The organism is Neptunomonas sp. XY-337, assembly GCF_004959845.1.
Lineage (GTDB): Bacteria > Pseudomonadota > Gammaproteobacteria > Pseudomonadales > Balneatricaceae > Neptunomonas > Neptunomonas marina.
The window spans coordinates 292,089-308,957 of the sequence record NZ_SPLL01000001.1 but is presented as its reverse complement, the minus strand read 5'-3'; the positions used below and the strand labels follow the sequence as shown (position 1 = coordinate 308,957).

Below are 16,869 nucleotides of genomic sequence, written 5' to 3'. Positions count from 1 at the left end.
TAGCTTGTGGTGTAAACGACAATCCAGCATTCAAGGTAGTGTACTAATCGGTGGACTAGGCTTCGTTATTGATCTCTTCAATAAGTGACGAATAAAGCGTCTCGAAATCTTGGAACTCTGTGCCATCCTGGCGGCAACAGCGAACCTGACCGTTCTTAATGTTGTAGATCCAGCCGTGTATCTCAACTTTATTAGTCGCTAGTTTTGCCGCAACAATTGGGTGAGTGCGGATATGCTGCACCTGCTGCAGAACATTTTCTTCGATCGCTTCATTCAGGTGCTCGTGGCCGATAGATTGGCCAGAGGCAATATCATGGCGCTCACGGACGATCTCCATTGCAGAGCGAGTATGGCTTAGCCACTCTTTGACGTGGGGAAGCCCCTCGACCGCAGACATATCAAGTGCGCCTTTAATTGCGCCGCAGTCAGTATGTCCGCAGATAATAATATGTTTAATGCCCAGAACAGCAACCGCGTACTCAATAGAAGCGGTCATGCCACCTGTTTCGTTAGAATGAGGCGGGATGATATTACCGGCATTACGGCAGATGAAAAGATCGCCCGGCTCTGTACCGGTGACTAGGTTTGGATCGATACGTGAGTCCGAGCAGGTGATGAACAGTGTATCTGGGCTTTGCCCATCGGCAAGCGTACCGAAAAGGTCTTTATTCTTTGGGTAAACGTTTTGGCGAAACTCAAGTACACCTTTGACAATCTTCTTCATTCAGGACATCCAACACAACATCAGTAAAGCAAGTTTAAGTTGGGGGCCAAGTATATAGTAGGTCGCAACAACTTGCCTTGTTAAGTTAGGTATATCTACCTATTTAGTCAGTGAGCGGTGTCGTCTCTTTGCTAGCAGGTGCTCCTTGCGGTTGTTGCTCAGGGTAGGGCAGTGACAGCGTAAACTCACAAAACTCATTAGGGTTTGAGCGCAGTGCTATATCGCCGCCTAATTTACGCGCTAAGTTGTACGTCACTGATAGTCCAAGCCCTGTGCCTTTGCCAACTTGCTTGGTCGTGTAAAAAGGATCAAACACCTTCTTTTGTGCATCGGGCGCGATACCCGGTCCGTTATCGCGCACCGAAATGAAGAGTGTTTCGCCGTTGATGCGGGAACTAATGGTGATGTTGGGGTCTGGATGTGAGATCCCTTGCAACGCTTGTAACGCATTTTTGATTAAGTTGGTAAGGATCTGCTGTACGAAACCTGCATGGCACTTGAGATCAGGTGCCTCGGCGAGGTCGACTTGAATGGTCACTTGCTCGTCGATAAACGGCTTCAGCAGCTTGAGCGTTTGATTAATCGAAGTAGCTAGATCTAATGGAACGGGCGTTGCGTCGTTACCGCGTGCGAAGGATTGCAGGTCGGCAATGATCTCTTTGACACGGTTTAGCCCATCGCGTGATTCCGCCACAATATCGCGGATATCATCACAAACGAACTCCATATCCATTTCGCCGCGCGAGGCACTAATCTGCGTCTTCAGCTCAGCGCTGAGTGACTGGTTTCCATGGTCGATGGCTGCCAGAAACTGCTCATGCAGTGACTGCATCGTAAAGATGCTATCAAGGTACTCGTTCATTGAACCAAAATTTGAGAGAACAAACGCGAGGGGGTTATTGATCTCGTGCGCAATGCCGGCCGCGAGCTGACCAACGGTGGCCATCTTTTCTGAATGAGCGAGTTGTGTTTGTGTTTGCTTCAGCTCAACCAGTGTGTTTTTGAGGCGGATATACTGCTGCTTTAGCCTGCGCTCAGCTTCGCGTCGCTCCAGTAACATGGTGAGTTGCTCAGAGGCTTTTGTGATCACATCAATCTGCCGGATAGAGACCGAATCCATCGCATCTTCGGGGATTAAGAACACCATAAGCTCAATAACCCGATCATAGACCACCAAGGGAAAGACGAGGTAACTGCTCAAGGGGCGTTCTAGTTGATCGGCAAGCGCGCTGAACATCGACTGCTCAGGTAGTAGGTCTATCTGTGGCTTACATTCGGTTAGTGCGCGCTGCAAATAGCTGGGTAAGCTAGGTAGTTGCAGGGCTTTGGTAAAACTCGCGTTATGTTGCTCCTGTTGCGGCCAGTGGTGCTTAAGCGTTGCTGAGCCGTCTCGGTCGATACTGATGCGGCAGTGGGCCGCTGCACAGCTGATCTGCGCCAGCGAATCACAAAACGATGCGAGTAAATCTGGCAGCCGCTCCTCTGAGCGCGACAGACGAGTTACGCTCATCAGTAGGTCGCTCTCAGCACGATATTGAGCGCGCAGCTGGACCGTCCGTGACCACGTTTTTACACACCGTTGAATGATATGGCAATTGACCTCTTCGCGCGCTGGCTCCAAGCAAAGAAAGTGGTTTATATCGAACGCTTCGATCCAGTGCAAGGCATTCGGCTCGTAGTCTGAGCTGTGTGCCGCCACCAATAGCCTGTCCTTGTCGGCTAGACCATGGCGGATGTAATCAAACCCTTGCTCGGCCAGCTCTGCACTCTGGGGGTCTGTAACCAGAAACACGATCACGCCGGTGGACTCGTTACGTAGAGCTTTTTTGATCGCCCGCGGTGCACCTGCAGATACCGTGGCATGATTGAGGCTGGACAACAGTGAAGCAAGCGGTGCTTGATCTAAAGACACTATCAGCAGTGGTGATGTAGACGCGGGCATGTCAGACATTCGCTTACCTCTCCTTGTGCTTTCACTAAACTATAGCTAACTTTTCTTTATTAGCAGTTATTGATGGCATGTGATTGGAGGAGGTGTTTATGGCGAGGGCCGTTCGGTTGGTTTATTACAGCAAGGCAACACGCGATATGAGCCTTTCGGATCTGCGTGACATCCTGCAAACCGCGCGCGACAACAACGGTGATGTCGATGTGTGTGGGATGCTGTGCTATGACAATCGTTACTTTCTACAGGCGTTAGAGGGTGAGCGCGCTGTTGTGAATGAGCTTTACTTGGATATTGCCGACGATGCGCGCCATGATGAGATCATCATCATTAGTTATGCAGAGGTTGAAAAGCCGACCTTTGAGCAGTGGAAAATGGGCTATTCTGCCGGGTCCGATGCGTTTTACAGGTTACTCAAGGAAAATGGCCAGCGTGAATTTGAACCAGCTGCCATGAGCGCAGAGCAAGCCGTCGAGTTTTTAACAGCGATGGCTGCCTTTCAAACAGAAGTGTAAAGTGACCGGTAAAGCGTTTTGCTCTACCGGCCGCCGCTTTAAAAGCCTTCCAGCACTATTTTACCCATGGTCTGGCCGCTCTCAATCGCGCTGTGAGCTTTTTTCAGGTTCTCAGCGTTGATCTTGCCAAAGTGTGTTCCAAGTGTGGTCTTTAACGCCCCTTTATCGACTAACTGCGCGACCTGATGCAACAAATGGTGTTGCTCGTTCATATCGTCTGTGGTGAACATCGCGCGGGTAAACATAAACTCCCAATGCAATGAGATCGACTTCATCTTGAGCTTCATAATGTCGACCTCGCTGCCCACTTCATCAATAAGCGCAAGCTGACCCTGAGGTTTTAGTACCTCGACGATTTGATCGAAGTAGTCGGATGTGTGCGTCAGACTAATCACGTGGCTAACAGCATCAATGCCAAGTGTCGCCAGTTGCGGTGCAAGTGGCTGGCGGTGGTTTATGACATGATCAGCGCCACGCGCTTTAACCCATGCAGCCGACTCATCACGTGATGCCGTGCCTATAACCGTTGCATGGGTGAGCTGTTTGGCTAACTGCACCAAGATAGATCCAACACCGCCGGCGGCTCCAATCACCAGCACATTGGCAGTGCGTGATGACGCATCTTGGTTTGGGGTAAAGCCTAAACGATCGAACAGCAGCTCCCAGGCGGTAATAGCGGTTAGCGGAATCGCTGCGGCTTCTGCATCGCTTAAAGTTGCCGGTGCAAGGGCAGCGATACGCTCATCAACCAATTGGTATTCAGCATTGGAGCCTTGGCGAGTGAGATCACCCGCGTACCAAACACGATCACCGGCTTGGAAGTTCTCAACCTGCTCACCCACTGCAACCACTTCACCAACAGCGTCCCAACCAATCACTTTAGGTGTGTCGCCTTCCGGTGCCACGTTACCGCGAATCTTAGTATCCACGGGGTTGACTGAAATAGCGGCAACTCGCACGAGTAGGTCTTTTCCGGTGGCCTCCGGAGTGTCTAGTTCGATATCAAGCAGGGCGTTTGGGTCGGATATTTCAAGGGCTGTGGTGTAACCAATTGCTTTCATAATAACCTCGTTGAGTTATGCGGCAGGGCGATACGCCTGCGATAGCGGCTATTATTAAGCGTCTTAGCTGTGCTATAAACAGGGTAATAAGATAAACATATTCAAAAAATATTTGATAATGAAAACAGAAGATCTGCAACTGTTTATCCAAACGGCGGACAGTGGGAGTATCTCACGAGCCGGTGACCGTCTTGGGCTAACGCCTGCTGCCGCCAGTGCAGCGATCAAACGGCTTGAAGAGCAGCTCAACGTAGCACTGTTTATCCGCTCAACACGCCAGATACGACTGACCCAAGAGGGAGAGCAGTTTCTAGCGCATTGCCGTGAGGCGCTGCATTCGCTGGATGCGGGGTATGCCGCGATGCATGCACTCAAGGGCAAAGCGGCTGGAGAGCTACGCATCTCAGCGCCGTCCGATTTGGGACGTAACCTGCTGTTGCCGTGGATTGATGAGATCATGGCTGCGCACCCAGACTTAACGATCACATTGCTGCTAGGTGATTCATTGGCGGACTTTTACCTTGACCGTGTTGATCTGGCCATTCGTTATGGCACCCCAGAAGACTCAAGTAAAATAGCGTTCCATCTAGCAACCACCGAGCGGGTTTTGTGCGCATCGCCAAGCTATTTAGCGCGCTTTGGTGAACCTGATACACCTGAAGCACTGAGCTCGCACAACTGCCTGCGTTACCAGCTAAGCAATCGGTTCAATGACCTTTGGGAGTTTTATCGACGCGATAACTCGGGTAAACATACCACCATGCGCGTTTCTGGTAATCGCAAAACTAATGATGCAGACGCCGTGCGGCTGTGGGCTCTAAACGGGGAAGGGGTCGCGTATAAGTCGCGTATCGATATTCACGATGATCTAGTTGCTGGGCGGCTAGTACCGCTGTTACCGGCTTACCGCTCGGCCCCTGTTGAGCTCTATTTGATCTGTCCAACGCGCGCACAAGTGACTCCAGCGGTGATTATTATCAGGGACCTGCTCCGGGAGCGATTCTCCCAGTATATTGAGGGTCACAACGTGGCAGCCCATCGCGACTTGGAGTGTTTGTGAAAGAGATCACCGGAGATTTAATCGAACTCGCTAAGCAGGGTGAATTTGACGTTATCGTACACGGCTGTAACTGTTTTTGTGCAATGGGAGCGGGGATTGCTGCGGCGATAAAGCAGGCGTTTCCTGAGGCGCACCAAGCAGACCTTGCAACAGCAGAGGGTCAACGGGCAAAGCTTGGCACTTACAGTAGTGCGCAGGTCCAGTGTGGCACTCATCAGGTTGTAGTTGTGAACGCCTACACCCAGTACCACTGGCGCGGGCGTGGCGTGCTGGCAGACTACACCGCAATTGAACAGGTGTTTACAGCAATCAAGCGAGATTTTGCGGGTGCACGTATCGGCTACCCGCTAATTGGCGCAGGCCTCGCTGGCGGTGACTGGCAGCGAATCCGCCGTCTTATCACGCATGCCTTAGATCAGGAAGATCATACGCTGGTGACGCTGCCTGATCGTTAATGCCGGTGGCTGCAATCAAATTCTGCATAATGCGTTCGACGTGATAAGCCTCGCTGCGCGCTCTGGCCGCTGTACGCATCGCTTCTTGAAGCTGCGTATCTTTTAGGTAAGCGCAAGCGCGCATCGCCATCTCTTCGGGCGTTTCAACAAGATAGCCGCAACGCTCGTGCTCGATGATATCTTTCGGGCCTTTGCAGTTATAAGCGATAACCGGCAGCTCGCAGCTCAGAGCTTCTAGTACGACACAACCGAAAGTGTCAAAGCGTGAGGGTAACAAAAGAAGATCAGCCTGCTTGTAAAGCTCCGGTAAGCGTTCGTATTCGACCCAAGAGATATAGTGCGCTTCAGGGAGGATCGCTTGCAGGTTCTCAAGCGCGGGCCCATTCCCGGTGATCCATAGCTCGATATTGGGGGTCTGCTCTTTCACGCGATGATATACCAAAGGCAGATCCATCACGCCTTTCTCTTCGCTGATGCGCCCAACAAAAAGTAACCGTGGCCGGCGACCTTCGCGAACGAACGGGGTTGTCTCGCCAAACGCTTCGGGTATCCAGTGCGCGGTGAGGTGAATTTTATCGGAGTTAATGCCCATATCTGGGCCTGATAGCCAAGCGCCGTGGTCGGAATTCAGTGCGAAGATGCCATCAAACTGCTGGTAAAACGTGCGTAACATGCGGCGGATTCGGTCGATCTCCGCTGGTGCGAGCTGCGTTGTTTGGCTCAGAAACTCGAGCCAATCTGTGTGCATGTAGAAGTGGGCGGGTACCGAGAATGCGTGTTTAAGAAAGAGCGCTAAACCACCCATTAGAAACTCGGTGGAGCAGATGATACGGTCATATCCGTTGTGCTCAAACACCCGTTGTAACTCAAGTAGATCGGGCAGATAGAAGGTCTGCTCACCTAAGCTGCGCATCTGAAAATGGCTAACTGGGCGCATCACTTTGAGGTGTGCTTGGGGCTCGAGCGTCGGGTGGCAGGTCAGAATATCAATCGGATAGTTGTGCTTTTGAATTGCTTTTAATGTGGTATTTAAAGCACTTGCCACACCGTTTTTGTCAACAAAGGTATCTGTCAGCCAGAGAATGCGCTGTGAGTGTTGTCCCTCACATAGCTCACCTGCCAGCTCATTCAGAAACTCGCGGTTGCTATAGATCACTTGGCTTGCCGCGAATGACGCCCCAGCAATCACCGCTGAGGCCAGTGCCGGAAAAGTCAAACTATCAAACAGCTTGCCAAGATCCAACTGGGTCATTTGGGTTTTGGTTTTGGCGGGCTCACCACCAAATAGTGTGCGCATATGGGTGGGTAGCTCAAACCGCTGGATCAACTCATTTGTGCTCATATCACCAATTTGCTGTGCTGGCAGTTGATCGAGTTGTTGATGCAGGCGGCGCCACAACACACCGGACACAACATTGTGTAACTCAGGGATACCGTTGCGTATAACATTTAAAAATTCATCCGGCTCTTTTCGCTGGGTCTTGGCGATACGCTTAATGATCTTGAGCGCCGGTTTGAACTCCTTCGTCACGCCTAGGTTGGCGAGCAGCGCGGGCTTTTTGCCGTGAAGTGCGTCGTGGAAGGTGAGTAGAAAGGTTAGCGTATATTTATGGCGCTTTAGCTCCTGCATTGCGTTGCTGATGGCAAAACAAGCCACTTTATCTTGCAAACTGCCTTTGTGCAGCAGCATCCGCAGTAGCCCCGGATCATCCATATGGGTGGCTACTTGAGCGAAGTAATCCAAGAAGGTAACGGTGAGCTTTTCCTCTTCGCCCACTTCACCATAGGGCATGGTGTGTCCTGCTCTGAGTGCATCCAATGCAAGAGCGGATAATGGGGTATCTTGGCGTCGCGCTGCTAAGTCTGGCACATACAGCAGAGACCCTGTGCGGCCAGCAAAGATGCCGTTGTGGTCGTCGGAGCCGCCGGTTAACGACTTTTCATAGGGGTTAACGTTGAAGTCTTCGGGGTTTAATCCGTGCTTTTTGCTGTAGTCGCTGATCTTTTCAGGCGTCAGGCTTGCCACCCAGCGTTCGGTGAGATGGTTCTGCCAATAACCTCGCTGCCCATTCAGTACTTCAAAGCGTTTGAATAGCACCGCAAACTTCTCAAGTATCTCAAGCGATGGACGGCTTTTATGGGTATAGAAGAACAGGGGGTGTGGCAATACCGCAGGGAGTTGATGCTCGTGCAGATAGCCACAAAACTGATACAGGTTGTGGCGTAGCTGATTGAGCCGTACCTCCTGCTCGGGGCTGAAGCCGTAAACAAGCACATGAATACTGAGCGCAGAGTCGGGAAAGTGACAGGTGAACTCAGCCCCTACGAGAATATCGTGCCCCTTGTCCAACAACTCCCAGCAGGACCGAGCATTGTTGTGATTGGTCACTGTAATCAGGTCAATGTGGTTGCGCTGTAACGCCGCGACTAGTTGGTCGGTTTTTAACCACGTTTCTGGTAAACGCAGTAGTCGGCCCCAAAGCTCATCTGGGATATCGCTGTTATGGTCATGACAATGGAGATCAACGCGCAGCGTGTCTTGTTGCGGGAAACGGTGGCTCGCGTGCTCTAAAAACTGTTCATACGCCTCACGAATGGCTGTATGGAAGGTGCTGTTGCCCGTCAAAAAATATCTCCGCCTAGCGATTACTCAAAGTGATGGCCGGAGTATAGGAGCGTTTCTTGTAGGAAATGTGACAGCGGCTGGAGTGTGCGGTAACAAAAAAGGCCAGCGGGTAGGCTGGCCTTCTGACTCGGATGTGAGTGTGTTTAATGATCGATTTCGATTAAACGCGCTTTCATCGCTTCAGGGATTTCTCGCACTAAATCAACGTGCAGTAGGCCATTTTCAAGGTTTGCCTTGACGACATTCACATGGTCGGCCAATTGGAAACGACGCTCAAAACCACGTGCTGCGATCCCTTGATAGAGATATGTTTTCTCATCGCCCTCGGGCTGTTTGGCCCCTTTGATTGTGAGGCTGTTTTGCTCCGAATGGATGGTTAGCTCCTCGCGGGAGAAACCGGCAACAGCCATCGTGATGCGGTATTCGTTCTCACCCAGGAGTTCGATGTTGTAAGGTGGGTAAGAGGGTTGTTGTTCGTTACGGCTGGCGCTATCGATCATGTTGGCCAAACGGTCAAATCCAATCGCAGAGCGGTACAGGGGAGAAAGGTCAAAGTTACGCATAATCATATCCTCATAGATAGCAATATGTTGGTTGCCCATCGTAATGATCGGGCTAGTTAACCGGCCTCCTTTGAGCGCCGGTTAACTTCTATCTTGGGGTATGCCGCAACATTTCAAGGGTTAGTGCGTATTTTCTGGATCGATATTAAAGCGATCAACGTCATTAGTGATGTCGACATCAACACTGGGGGTTGGGATACGGAAGTCATTTACACGCTCCCACTTATCACTACCTGGGGTGCGCTCCCACACGGTGCCTGCATTGTATGTCACCAGCTCTGTTAGGCTAGGGTCTAGCTGACACATCTTCTTAACGGGTACCGGAACCATATTAGCCAGTTCATTCTCAAGATACTCTTCGGTTTCATATCCGCAGTACATGCGCCAGCCTGTGTCGTTTAAGTGTTCAGGAACGGTTTTGAACATAAAACGCACGGGTACGGTTTCATCGAATACCATTTTGGAAACAAGCGCTAGGAAGCCGTTCTTAGTCTGGTTCGTTTCACTTTCTTGCGTCTTGGGCTTATCTACGTCGGGAGATTTCATGGCTACTCCGTATTGGATCTGCGAAAAACGCCTATTTTAGACCCTCATCTGGCCATTGAAAACGCATTAGCTCATTGATTTTACTGTTCTACTTTGACAACAACACAGAGTTGACTAGGCTCAAACTAGCGCTGTTATCCCATAAGACTTTGTGAGTAAAAGCGTAGCCTCATTTAAGAAGGCGTCCAGTTGTTCCAATAACAATGTTACCGACGAGACCGTTTTATGACGTTTTTTCATAAGATCCAAAACAGAATCGCAATACTTTCGGCATTCTTTCTCATTGTTGCCGTCGCAGTGATGTTGCTGATGGTTAAGTGGGGTAATGACCAGCTTAATGAAGAAGTAATAACGCAGGCCATGGAACGGCTAACATCTAATGTGACTGCGGAGCTGTCTGCAGTCGCGCGGGCAGAGGCAAATAGCATCGCTCAGGAGATGGTGAACAGCACGGATGTTGCGCTGAGTCTAAAGCAAGTGATGGAGAGCTTTATTGAGCGTGGATTAACGCAAAGCGTCAGCCGCGCTGATATCTCAGACTTAACGGGCGATATTCTGGCGAAGAACCAGAGTGTGGCTGGCACCTACATCGCGTGGCTGCCAAATAAAGTGGACGGCTCTGACAGCTTGTTCGCCGGCCAAGCGGATCATACCCATGAATCTGGCCAGTTTGCTCCTTATTGGTCACGTGCCGCTGATGGCAGTATGGCGCTGCGTCCACTCGGCATTCCGGCTTCTGGAGAGTCGGGGTCTTACAGTAGTGATGCATGGTACTTATGTCCTATCCAGACGAAAAAAACTTGTTTAACAGAGCCTTATACTTGGGAGCTACAGGGTAAAACGGTTGTGGGAACTTCGATCACGGCCCCGGTGACTGTTAACGGGGAAGTGGTTGGTATGGCAGGCGTAGATATCGTACTTGACTATCTCACCGGTCTTGCTCAGAAGACGTCAGATAACTTGTACGATGGCAAAAGCCGCGTTCGAGTTGTCAGTGCAAAAGGTTTGATTGGCGCAGATTCTTTTTCTCCTGAAAACAACGGTCAACCGCTGAACGATGACTACATCAGCAATATTCAGCAGTTATTGGCTTCTAATACAGTAGCTGTCGTTGATCACCCTGATGATCTGGTGGTAGTTGCCCCAATCTCTGTGTCTGCGCTGGACTCCCAGTGGGGCGTTATTATCAATGTGCCGAAACAACTTGCGTTGGCAGGTGTTGAAGAAACACGCTCGGTGCTGGATGCCGGTTTTGCGAGCAACCTAACGTCGATGCTGATCTCAGGGCTTGCAGTGGCAGTGGTTGGCGCAATTTTGATGGCGATTGTGGCGCGCTCTATTGCCCGTCCTATCTTGTCTGCGGCGGAATTGGTGAACACTCTGGCCAACCAAGATGGTGATCTAACCCAGCGTATTGATATGGCAGATCGTAAGGACGAGATCGGTTACCTAGCAACGGGTATCAACAGCTTTATTGAGAAGACCCACCATATCGTGAAGGATATCGCCGGTGAGATGAACAGCGTTGAGGGCTCGGCAAACCGTGCATCGGATATCTCCCAAGATACTAATGCGCGCGTACAATCCCAGCGCCAAGAGATTGAGTCGATTGCCGTTGCGATCAATGAGATGTCTTCTGCAGCAGGTGAAGTGGCTCAAAGCTCCGCAGCAACAGCAACCGCTGCGAATGATGCAACGGAGGCGGTGCAACAGGGCGCTAGTAACGTGCAGCAGAATGCATCGACTATTCGCTCTATGGGCGCTCGTATGGATCAGGTGAGCGATGTGATGGATCAGCTTGCCAAAGATAGCGAAGGTATCAGCCACATTGTTGAAGTGATCAGCGATATCTCTGAGCAGACGAACTTACTGGCGCTGAACGCGGCTATTGAAGCGGCGCGTGCGGGTGATCAAGGGCGTGGTTTCTCGGTTGTTGCTGATGAAGTACGTAATCTGGCAACGAAAACACAGCAATCAACCGCTCAGATTCAGCAACTGATCGATAAGCTGCAGGAGCGCTCTGCTCAAGCAGTGGCAGAGATCGAGAAGAGCACAGAGTACACGCAAAGCTGTATTTCTCAGGCGGACGAGGCGGCGCAGCAGCTAGATGCAGTGGTGACGGCGATCAACCAGATCGATCAGATGAGCACGCAGATCGCTAGTGCCTCTGAGCAACAGCGTTCTGTAACCGAAGACGTGACTGCAAACGTTGAGCGTATCTCAGCGGCGGTTAACGCTGTTGCTGAAGATGCCAACTCCACAAACGAAGAGAGCCACCGTTTGCTGACGCTGGTTAAATCTCTTGAGAGCCAGTTAAAACGCTTTAAGTTCTAAAGGGTCACGGCGGCAGCCGGTGTGGTTGCCGCCTTCTTTTTCCTCACAATAATTCGCCTTATTCCTCTCTTTTACACTTAACTAAGCACGTTTAGTTTTACGCGCGAATCAAACGGCCGCCATCAATATCTAACACCACACCGGTGATAAACGGGTTTGTTGCTACCGCAAGCGTCGCTTTAGCGATATCAGCAGCATCACCCACTTTTCCGACGGGTAGTGACTCACCCACTTGCTGGTACATCGCTTCGCGAGCCTGTGCTGGCATACCGCTGTAAGCGTCAGTTGCCACCATCCCGGGGCTAATGCAATTAACACGTGCTTTGCCAGATAGCTCTAGCGCCAGTGCGCGGGTGAGGCCTTCGACTGCGGAGTTCACTGCAGCAAGCCCCGCGGCATTGGCAGATGGGCGGCTTAAAACTCCTGAGAAAAACGTGATAGAGCCGTTTTTATTGAGATACGGAAGGACTTCGCGCGCAGTAACGTATGGCCCTGTAAACTTGGCTTCAAACATCTGTCGTACACTATTGGTAGTTAGTTCGGTGTAACTACCGTGTGCGGCGCTAGAGGCAGAGATAATAAGATGGTCCACGCTACCAAGTGTTGCGGCCCACGCTTTTACGGCTGGCTCGTCAGTGGTATCGACAACTGACCTCACCGGTCATCTGCTCGGCAGCGCGTTCGAGCTTATCACCACTGCGGCTGGCGATCGTTACTTTCGCACCAAGGTGTGCGGCGAACTGTGCAGTTGCTTTACCCATTCCGCTGCTGCCACCGACGATTACAACATGTTGACCGGCTCATGAAAGTGTTAGGGGATGGCTCATAAGTACCTCGCTATGCAATGTGGTGAGCTGATTGAACTGTGTTGTGGGATAAAACTATAAGAAGGTTTTTGTTATCCCAGAAATGGATAGTTGCTATTCGTTGTATTGATTTTATGAATGTAAATACACTGGATCTGAATCTGCTCAAGGTTTTTGATGCACTTTATAAAACGCGCGATGTCAGCCACGCGGGAGAGCGTATGGGGATTGCACAGTCTTCTATGAGCAACGCGTTAAAGCGGCTTAGAGACCAATTTAACGATCCGCTTTTTCAACGTACGCCCAAGGGAATGATACCCACTGCGCGCGCTGAGCAATTGGCGCCCCATGTGCGACGGATTTTGAGCGAACTGGAAAATTTATTAGAACCCACTGCCTTCGACCCGGCTCTCGTGCAGGGTCGCATTACGATTGCAGCCTCTGATCTGGCGGTCACGACGCTTGGCTCTGCTTTAGTTGCTCGCCTAGCAGTGATGGCGCCTCATATTCAGATAAATTTTTTGCCGCTCGACGAAACTGAGGTGTTCGAAAAAATCGATGGAGGAGCACTCGATTTTGCGTTGGGGACGTTTGCTAAGGTACCGGCACATATGCGCCGTAAAGCCTTGAGTGAAGATCACTTTATATGCATCGCTCGCGCGGGCCACGTGCAATTAAGCGACGAGCTAACACTGGAAAACTACTGCCGCTTAAAGCATGTCTTAATGACGCTCAATGCGGATCAAACCGGCGTATTGATACAGCACTCGAAAAGTATGGGCGACGTCGATATATCGCGATGACGTGTGCCCAGTTTGCGCCTATTGTCGATATCGTTGCTAAGAGCGACCTCATTGCTACGGTGCCTAAATCGCTTTCGGGGCATGCCATGCGGGCGGGCTGCAGATGCTACCTGCTACCGTTCGCGATGGCTGCATGGCAATCTGAGATGGTGTGCAGCCAGCGCTTTTATAGCGATCCACTCGGGAAATTTATCGCCGATCTTATCGGAGAAGTAGGCCTCAGCGGGGATATGAGCAGTTAAATAGCTTATACTTTCGATTCGTAAGTTTTGTGTCTAATTCACCTTTGAAATTTAGGTATATGACTTACTAATCGTTAGAAAAATGCTGTGTTAATTGATGTGAGCCTCATAAAATAACGCCATATTTTTTACCGAGGGATGACGCGTGTTTTTTTCAGTCTCACATCTACTCCTGATCGCTGTTGCGGCCATTTGGGGATTTGCATTTGTTGCGCAAAGCGCAGGGATGGACCACCTAGGTCCGCATAGCTTCAACGCTGCGCGGTTCTTGCTAGCCACACTCTCGCTGTTGCCGTTGTGGTTTATGATGCGCCACAAGCGTGAAAAGCAGGGCAAAGCGCTTATTTGGGGCGGTATCGCCGCGGGTATTGTCATGTTTGGTGGCTTTACCATGCAGCAGGTAGGTTTACTTGATACAACTGCCGGTAACGCCGGTTTTATTACCGGTATGTATATTGTGTTGGTGCCCATTGCGGGTGTGTTGCTTGGCCACTCCACGAACATGCAAACGTGGGCAGGTTTGATCTTGGCGGTGCTTGGACTTTACAGCCTGACGATTGGGCCTAACTTTTCGATGGGGCAGGGTGATCTACTGGTCTTAGTTGGTGCCTTTTTCTGGACCGGGCACGTCCTGATTATTGGCTGGATCTCCCGCAAAGTAGATGCCATCAGCCTCTCCATCGTTCAATTTGTCGTTGCAACTGCGCTGGCTACCGGCTTCGCGGTAGCGCTGGAAACGCCTGAAATGGGTGGCTTCACCTCCGCATGGTTGCCGCTGGTTTATGCCGGTGTAGCTTCAAGTGGTATCGCGTTTACCCTGCAAGCGATTGCGCAACGTAAAGTAGAGCCGAGTGTGACAGCTTTGATTCTCTCTACCGAGGCTGTATTTGCAGTGCTTGGGGGCTGCTTGTTACTCGATGAGCCGTTTGGCGCGAAAGAGGCGCTAGGCTGTGGCTTAATGATGATCGGTATGGTGGTCACTCAGTGGCCGGTTAAACGCAGTAACGACGTTGTCGCTGAGCCCCTTAGCTAAATAAAAAGGGTAGGCCTTATTGGGCCTACCCTGATATGACGCAGGTTTACATTCGCCTACTCTGATGCGTCAGTTTTCCACTTTAATTTCTTCTCAATCGCTTGAATCATCAAGCCTGCAACATCTTTCCCCGTCGCGCCTTCGATTCCTTCAAGGCCTGGTGAGGAGTTAACCTCTAACAACAGCGGGCCTTTTGCCGAGCGTATAATATCGACCCCCGCCACCTGTAATCCCATCGATTTAGCGGCTTTAATAGCGATCTTTTTCTCATCCGCAGTGGGAGAGATCAAACTAGCGGTGCCGCCTTGGTGGATGTTCGCTCTAAACTCACCGGGCTCTGCTTCACGTTGGATCGATGCGACAACCTTGCCATCCACAACGAAGCAGCGGATATCTTTGCCGTTGGCTTCCTTGATGAACTCCTGCACAAGAATGTCAGCTTTCAGGCTCTTGAACGCGTTGATCACACTCTCGGCGGCTTTTTTCGTCTCGGCTAGCACAACGCCGCGCCCCTGAGTTCCCTCAAGCAGTTTAATGATCAACGGTGCGCCACCTACCATATCGATAAGGTCATCGGTTTCTAGGGGTGAGTTTGCAAAGCCCGTGATCGGGATGTCGATCTTGCTCTCAAACAACAGCTGTAACGAGTGCAGCTTGTCGCGCGATTGGGTAATCGCCTCAGCGGTGTTTAAGCAAAATACCCCCATCGACTCAAACTGGCGCGTCAGCGCACAACCGTAAAACGTCATACTGGGGCGAATGCGCGGAATAACCGCGTTTAGATCGTTGAGTACTTTTCCGCCGCGATAGTGAACTTCCGGGTTGCCCGCATCCATTTTCATATAGCAGTGTTTGATATTCGGGAAGACCATCTCGTGGCCGCGCTCCTCACCCGCCTCAATAATACGGCGGTTACTATAAAGATTTGGGTTGCTAGCAAGGACACCAATCTTCATATCTTTCTTGGGCGCTTTCTTGGATACGTATACTTCATCTAGTTGCGCTTGCGAATAGTTACCTAGGGCAAAAGATTCATCTGGATCGACAATCAGCTTCCCAGACATCGCTTCGCGCCCAAGCAACATACGGTAGCCCATGGTGTCTCGGTTGGTGAGCGTCAGCTCTACATCGCAACTTTGGTCACCAATGGCGATACTGGTTTTAATCACATAGCGCTTTTCAGAACTACCGCTGGAGCTTTTCACGCTGCGACGATCAAAAATAGGGGCTTCGCAGTTAACCAACGTATTTCTGTTGTCTTGTAAAGGGCAGACGTCAAAACGTACCCAGCTAACGCCATCGCGCTGGAACGGCTGAATATTCAATGCATGGATGGCCGATGTTTTGGCACCAGAGTCGACTTTGGCTTTAATTGCTGGAATGGCAAGTTGCGGGAACTTGCATCATTCTTCGGCGCCACATAGGTTCTTTTCATTAGTCACGCGCGCAATCCTCGTTAGTCGGTGATGAATGGCGCCATTTGAACCTTGTTTTTAAAAAGAAACAATCTTTATTTTAACGTAGCTGATAGCAGCGCAACGAGACTTGAGGTTGCGCAATAATCCAAGGCCCATTGTATGTAATGGTACCTAAATTACGCTGTAGATTATCCGGTGTATATGGCGCTAAGAGGAGAAGGTCGCTGGCACCACGCGCTCTACCGGCGTTGATAAGATCATCATGGTGTTGGTATCGCTCATGTCGATAAAAGACTCGAGAATCGCATCCAGTTGCGCCATGGATTCAACCGCGAGTTTCACAAGAAATGCTTGCTCGCCGGTGACGTTTAAGCATTCGATAACTTCATCACAGTTAAGCAGTAGTGCTTTGAAGGCGCGCTCTTTAGTTTGGTAAACCTTGCACTGAACGAGCGCAACAATAGGATAACCAAGCTTATCGAGATCCACTTTGAGTGCGTAGCCGGTAATCACACCAGCCTGTTCCAGTTTGCGGATACGCTCGGCAACGGCGGGCGCGGAAAGGTGAACTTTCTTGCCAAGCTCTGCGTAGCTAATACGCGCATTTTTCTGTAATTCGGAAATAATTTTGCGATTGATACTATCGACCATGGCTGCCTTTGGAAATGTCGTTATCACTGCGCGCTACTATCGCAATTCGTAGCACCTCCGACAAGCGATTAGGTGTCAAAAAAAGGC

The 16,869-nt window shown here is 50.7% G+C and carries 17 protein-coding genes and 1 pseudogene; 7 read left to right on the top strand and 11 right to left on the bottom strand.

What is annotated here, in order from left to right; translation table 11 throughout:
• Positions 1–55 precede the first annotated feature (55 nt).
• Together E4L36_RS01695 and E4L36_RS01690 are read right to left on the bottom strand one after the other, a co-directional pair.
• Positions 56–724 (bottom strand): carbonic anhydrase, encoded by a 669-nt coding sequence (locus E4L36_RS01695; RefSeq protein ID WP_127693032.1) that lies wholly within the window; start codon positions 722–724, stop codon positions 56–58.
• A gap of 103 nt (positions 725–827) precedes the next feature.
• On the bottom strand, positions 828–2,675 hold the full coding sequence (locus E4L36_RS01690) for an ATP-binding protein (RefSeq protein WP_136678727.1): 1,848 nt from the start codon (positions 2,673–2,675) through the stop codon (positions 828–830).
• 89 nt (positions 2,676–2,764) lie between these two features.
• Between E4L36_RS01690 and E4L36_RS01685 the strand changes: the two genes are divergently transcribed.
• The gene (locus E4L36_RS01685; protein WP_136678725.1) at positions 2,765–3,184 is read left to right on the top strand and encodes a BLUF domain-containing protein; all 420 of its coding nucleotides are present in this window, start codon (positions 2,765–2,767) and stop codon (positions 3,182–3,184) included.
• Between the two features lie 38 nt (positions 3,185–3,222).
• Here E4L36_RS01685 and E4L36_RS01680 read toward each other — a convergent pair whose 3' ends face one another.
• A complete protein-coding gene (locus E4L36_RS01680; protein WP_136678724.1) occupies positions 3,223–4,245 on the bottom strand; it encodes a zinc-binding alcohol dehydrogenase family protein in 1,023 nt (340 codons plus the stop codon).
• Between the two features lie 118 nt (positions 4,246–4,363).
• Here E4L36_RS01680 and E4L36_RS01675 point away from each other — a divergent pair, with 118 nt between their 5' ends.
• Together E4L36_RS01675 and E4L36_RS01670 are read left to right on the top strand one after the other, a co-directional pair.
• Positions 4,364–5,305 carry a LysR family transcriptional regulator gene (locus E4L36_RS01675; protein ID WP_136678721.1) on the top strand — a complete coding sequence of 314 codons (942 nt, stop codon included), beginning with the start codon at positions 4,364–4,366 and terminating at the stop codon, positions 5,303–5,305.
• Positions 5,302–5,760 carry a macro domain-containing protein gene (locus E4L36_RS01670; protein WP_136678720.1) on the top strand — a complete coding sequence of 153 codons (459 nt, stop codon included), beginning with the start codon at positions 5,302–5,304 and terminating at the stop codon, positions 5,758–5,760. Before E4L36_RS01675 ends, E4L36_RS01670 begins: the two co-directional genes overlap by 4 nt.
• Here E4L36_RS01670 and E4L36_RS01665 read toward each other — a convergent pair.
• The 3 genes from E4L36_RS01665 to E4L36_RS01655 all read right to left on the bottom strand — a co-directional run bounded on the left by E4L36_RS01665 (position 5,705) and on the right by E4L36_RS01655 (position 9,495).
• Positions 5,705–8,386, bottom strand: a complete 2,682-nt coding sequence (locus E4L36_RS01665) for a glycosyltransferase (RefSeq protein WP_136678719.1) — start codon at positions 8,384–8,386, stop codon at positions 5,705–5,707. The genes E4L36_RS01670 and E4L36_RS01665 overlap by 56 nt on opposite strands.
• Before the next feature lie 143 nt (positions 8,387–8,529).
• Positions 8,530–8,949 carry an Hsp20 family protein gene (locus tag E4L36_RS01660; RefSeq protein WP_136678718.1) on the bottom strand — a complete coding sequence of 140 codons (420 nt, stop codon included), beginning with the start codon at positions 8,947–8,949 and terminating at the stop codon, positions 8,530–8,532.
• Positions 8,950–9,069: 120 nt separating this feature from the next.
• Positions 9,070–9,495 carry a DUF2185 domain-containing protein gene (locus E4L36_RS01655; RefSeq protein ID WP_136678717.1) on the bottom strand — a complete coding sequence of 142 codons (426 nt, stop codon included), beginning with the start codon at positions 9,493–9,495 and terminating at the stop codon, positions 9,070–9,072.
• A gap of 225 nt (positions 9,496–9,720) precedes the next feature.
• On the opposite strand from E4L36_RS01655, the gene E4L36_RS01650 reads away from it, so the two are divergent.
• Positions 9,721–11,829: a methyl-accepting chemotaxis protein gene (locus E4L36_RS01650; protein WP_136678716.1), complete on the top strand. Its 2,109-nt coding sequence runs from the start codon at positions 9,721–9,723 to the stop codon at positions 11,827–11,829.
• Between the two features lie 97 nt (positions 11,830–11,926).
• Here E4L36_RS01650 and E4L36_RS01645 read toward each other — a convergent pair whose 3' ends face one another.
• Together E4L36_RS01645 and E4L36_RS18050 are read right to left on the bottom strand one after the other, a co-directional pair.
• Positions 11,927–12,487: an SDR family oxidoreductase gene (locus tag E4L36_RS01645; protein ID WP_136678715.1), complete on the bottom strand. Its 561-nt coding sequence runs from the start codon at positions 12,485–12,487 to the stop codon at positions 11,927–11,929.
• The gene (locus E4L36_RS18050; protein WP_136678714.1) at positions 12,462–12,590 is read right to left on the bottom strand and encodes a hypothetical protein; all 129 of its coding nucleotides are present in this window, start codon (positions 12,588–12,590) and stop codon (positions 12,462–12,464) included. The genes E4L36_RS01645 and E4L36_RS18050 overlap by 26 nt, the downstream gene beginning before the upstream one ends.
• Before the next feature lie 104 nt (positions 12,591–12,694).
• Here E4L36_RS18050 and E4L36_RS01635 point away from each other — a divergent pair, with 104 nt between their 5' ends.
• The 3 genes from E4L36_RS01635 (at position 12,695) to E4L36_RS01625 (ending at position 14,713) form a co-directional block, all read left to right on the top strand.
• Complete coding sequence (locus E4L36_RS01635) at positions 12,695–13,438, top strand: LysR family transcriptional regulator (RefSeq protein WP_136678713.1); 744 nt, start codon at positions 12,695–12,697, stop codon at positions 13,436–13,438.
• The gene (locus tag E4L36_RS01630) at positions 13,435–13,680 is read left to right on the top strand and encodes a hypothetical protein (RefSeq protein ID WP_136678712.1); all 246 of its coding nucleotides are present in this window, start codon (positions 13,435–13,437) and stop codon (positions 13,678–13,680) included. The genes E4L36_RS01635 and E4L36_RS01630 overlap by 4 nt, the downstream gene beginning before the upstream one ends.
• 145 nt (positions 13,681–13,825) lie before the next feature.
• Positions 13,826–14,713: a DMT family transporter gene (locus tag E4L36_RS01625; RefSeq protein ID WP_136678711.1), complete on the top strand. Its 888-nt coding sequence runs from the start codon at positions 13,826–13,828 to the stop codon at positions 14,711–14,713.
• Between the two features lie 56 nt (positions 14,714–14,769).
• Here E4L36_RS01625 and rimK read toward each other — a convergent pair whose 3' ends face one another.
• The 3 genes and pseudogenes from rimK to E4L36_RS01615 all read right to left on the bottom strand — a co-directional run bounded on the left by rimK (position 14,770) and on the right by E4L36_RS01615 (position 16,809).
• On the bottom strand, positions 14,770–15,669 hold the full coding sequence (gene rimK / locus E4L36_RS17875) for a 30S ribosomal protein S6--L-glutamate ligase (protein WP_206064497.1): 900 nt from the start codon (positions 15,667–15,669) through the stop codon (positions 14,770–14,772).
• Positions 15,670–15,750: 81 nt separating this feature from the next.
• A pseudogene (locus tag E4L36_RS17870) lies at positions 15,751–16,086 on the bottom strand (RimK/LysX family protein); the annotation flags it as partial.
• A gap of 252 nt (positions 16,087–16,338) precedes the next feature.
• Positions 16,339–16,809, bottom strand: a complete 471-nt coding sequence (locus E4L36_RS01615) for an Lrp/AsnC family transcriptional regulator (protein WP_240770654.1) — start codon at positions 16,807–16,809, stop codon at positions 16,339–16,341.
• Positions 16,810–16,869 lie beyond the last annotated feature (60 nt).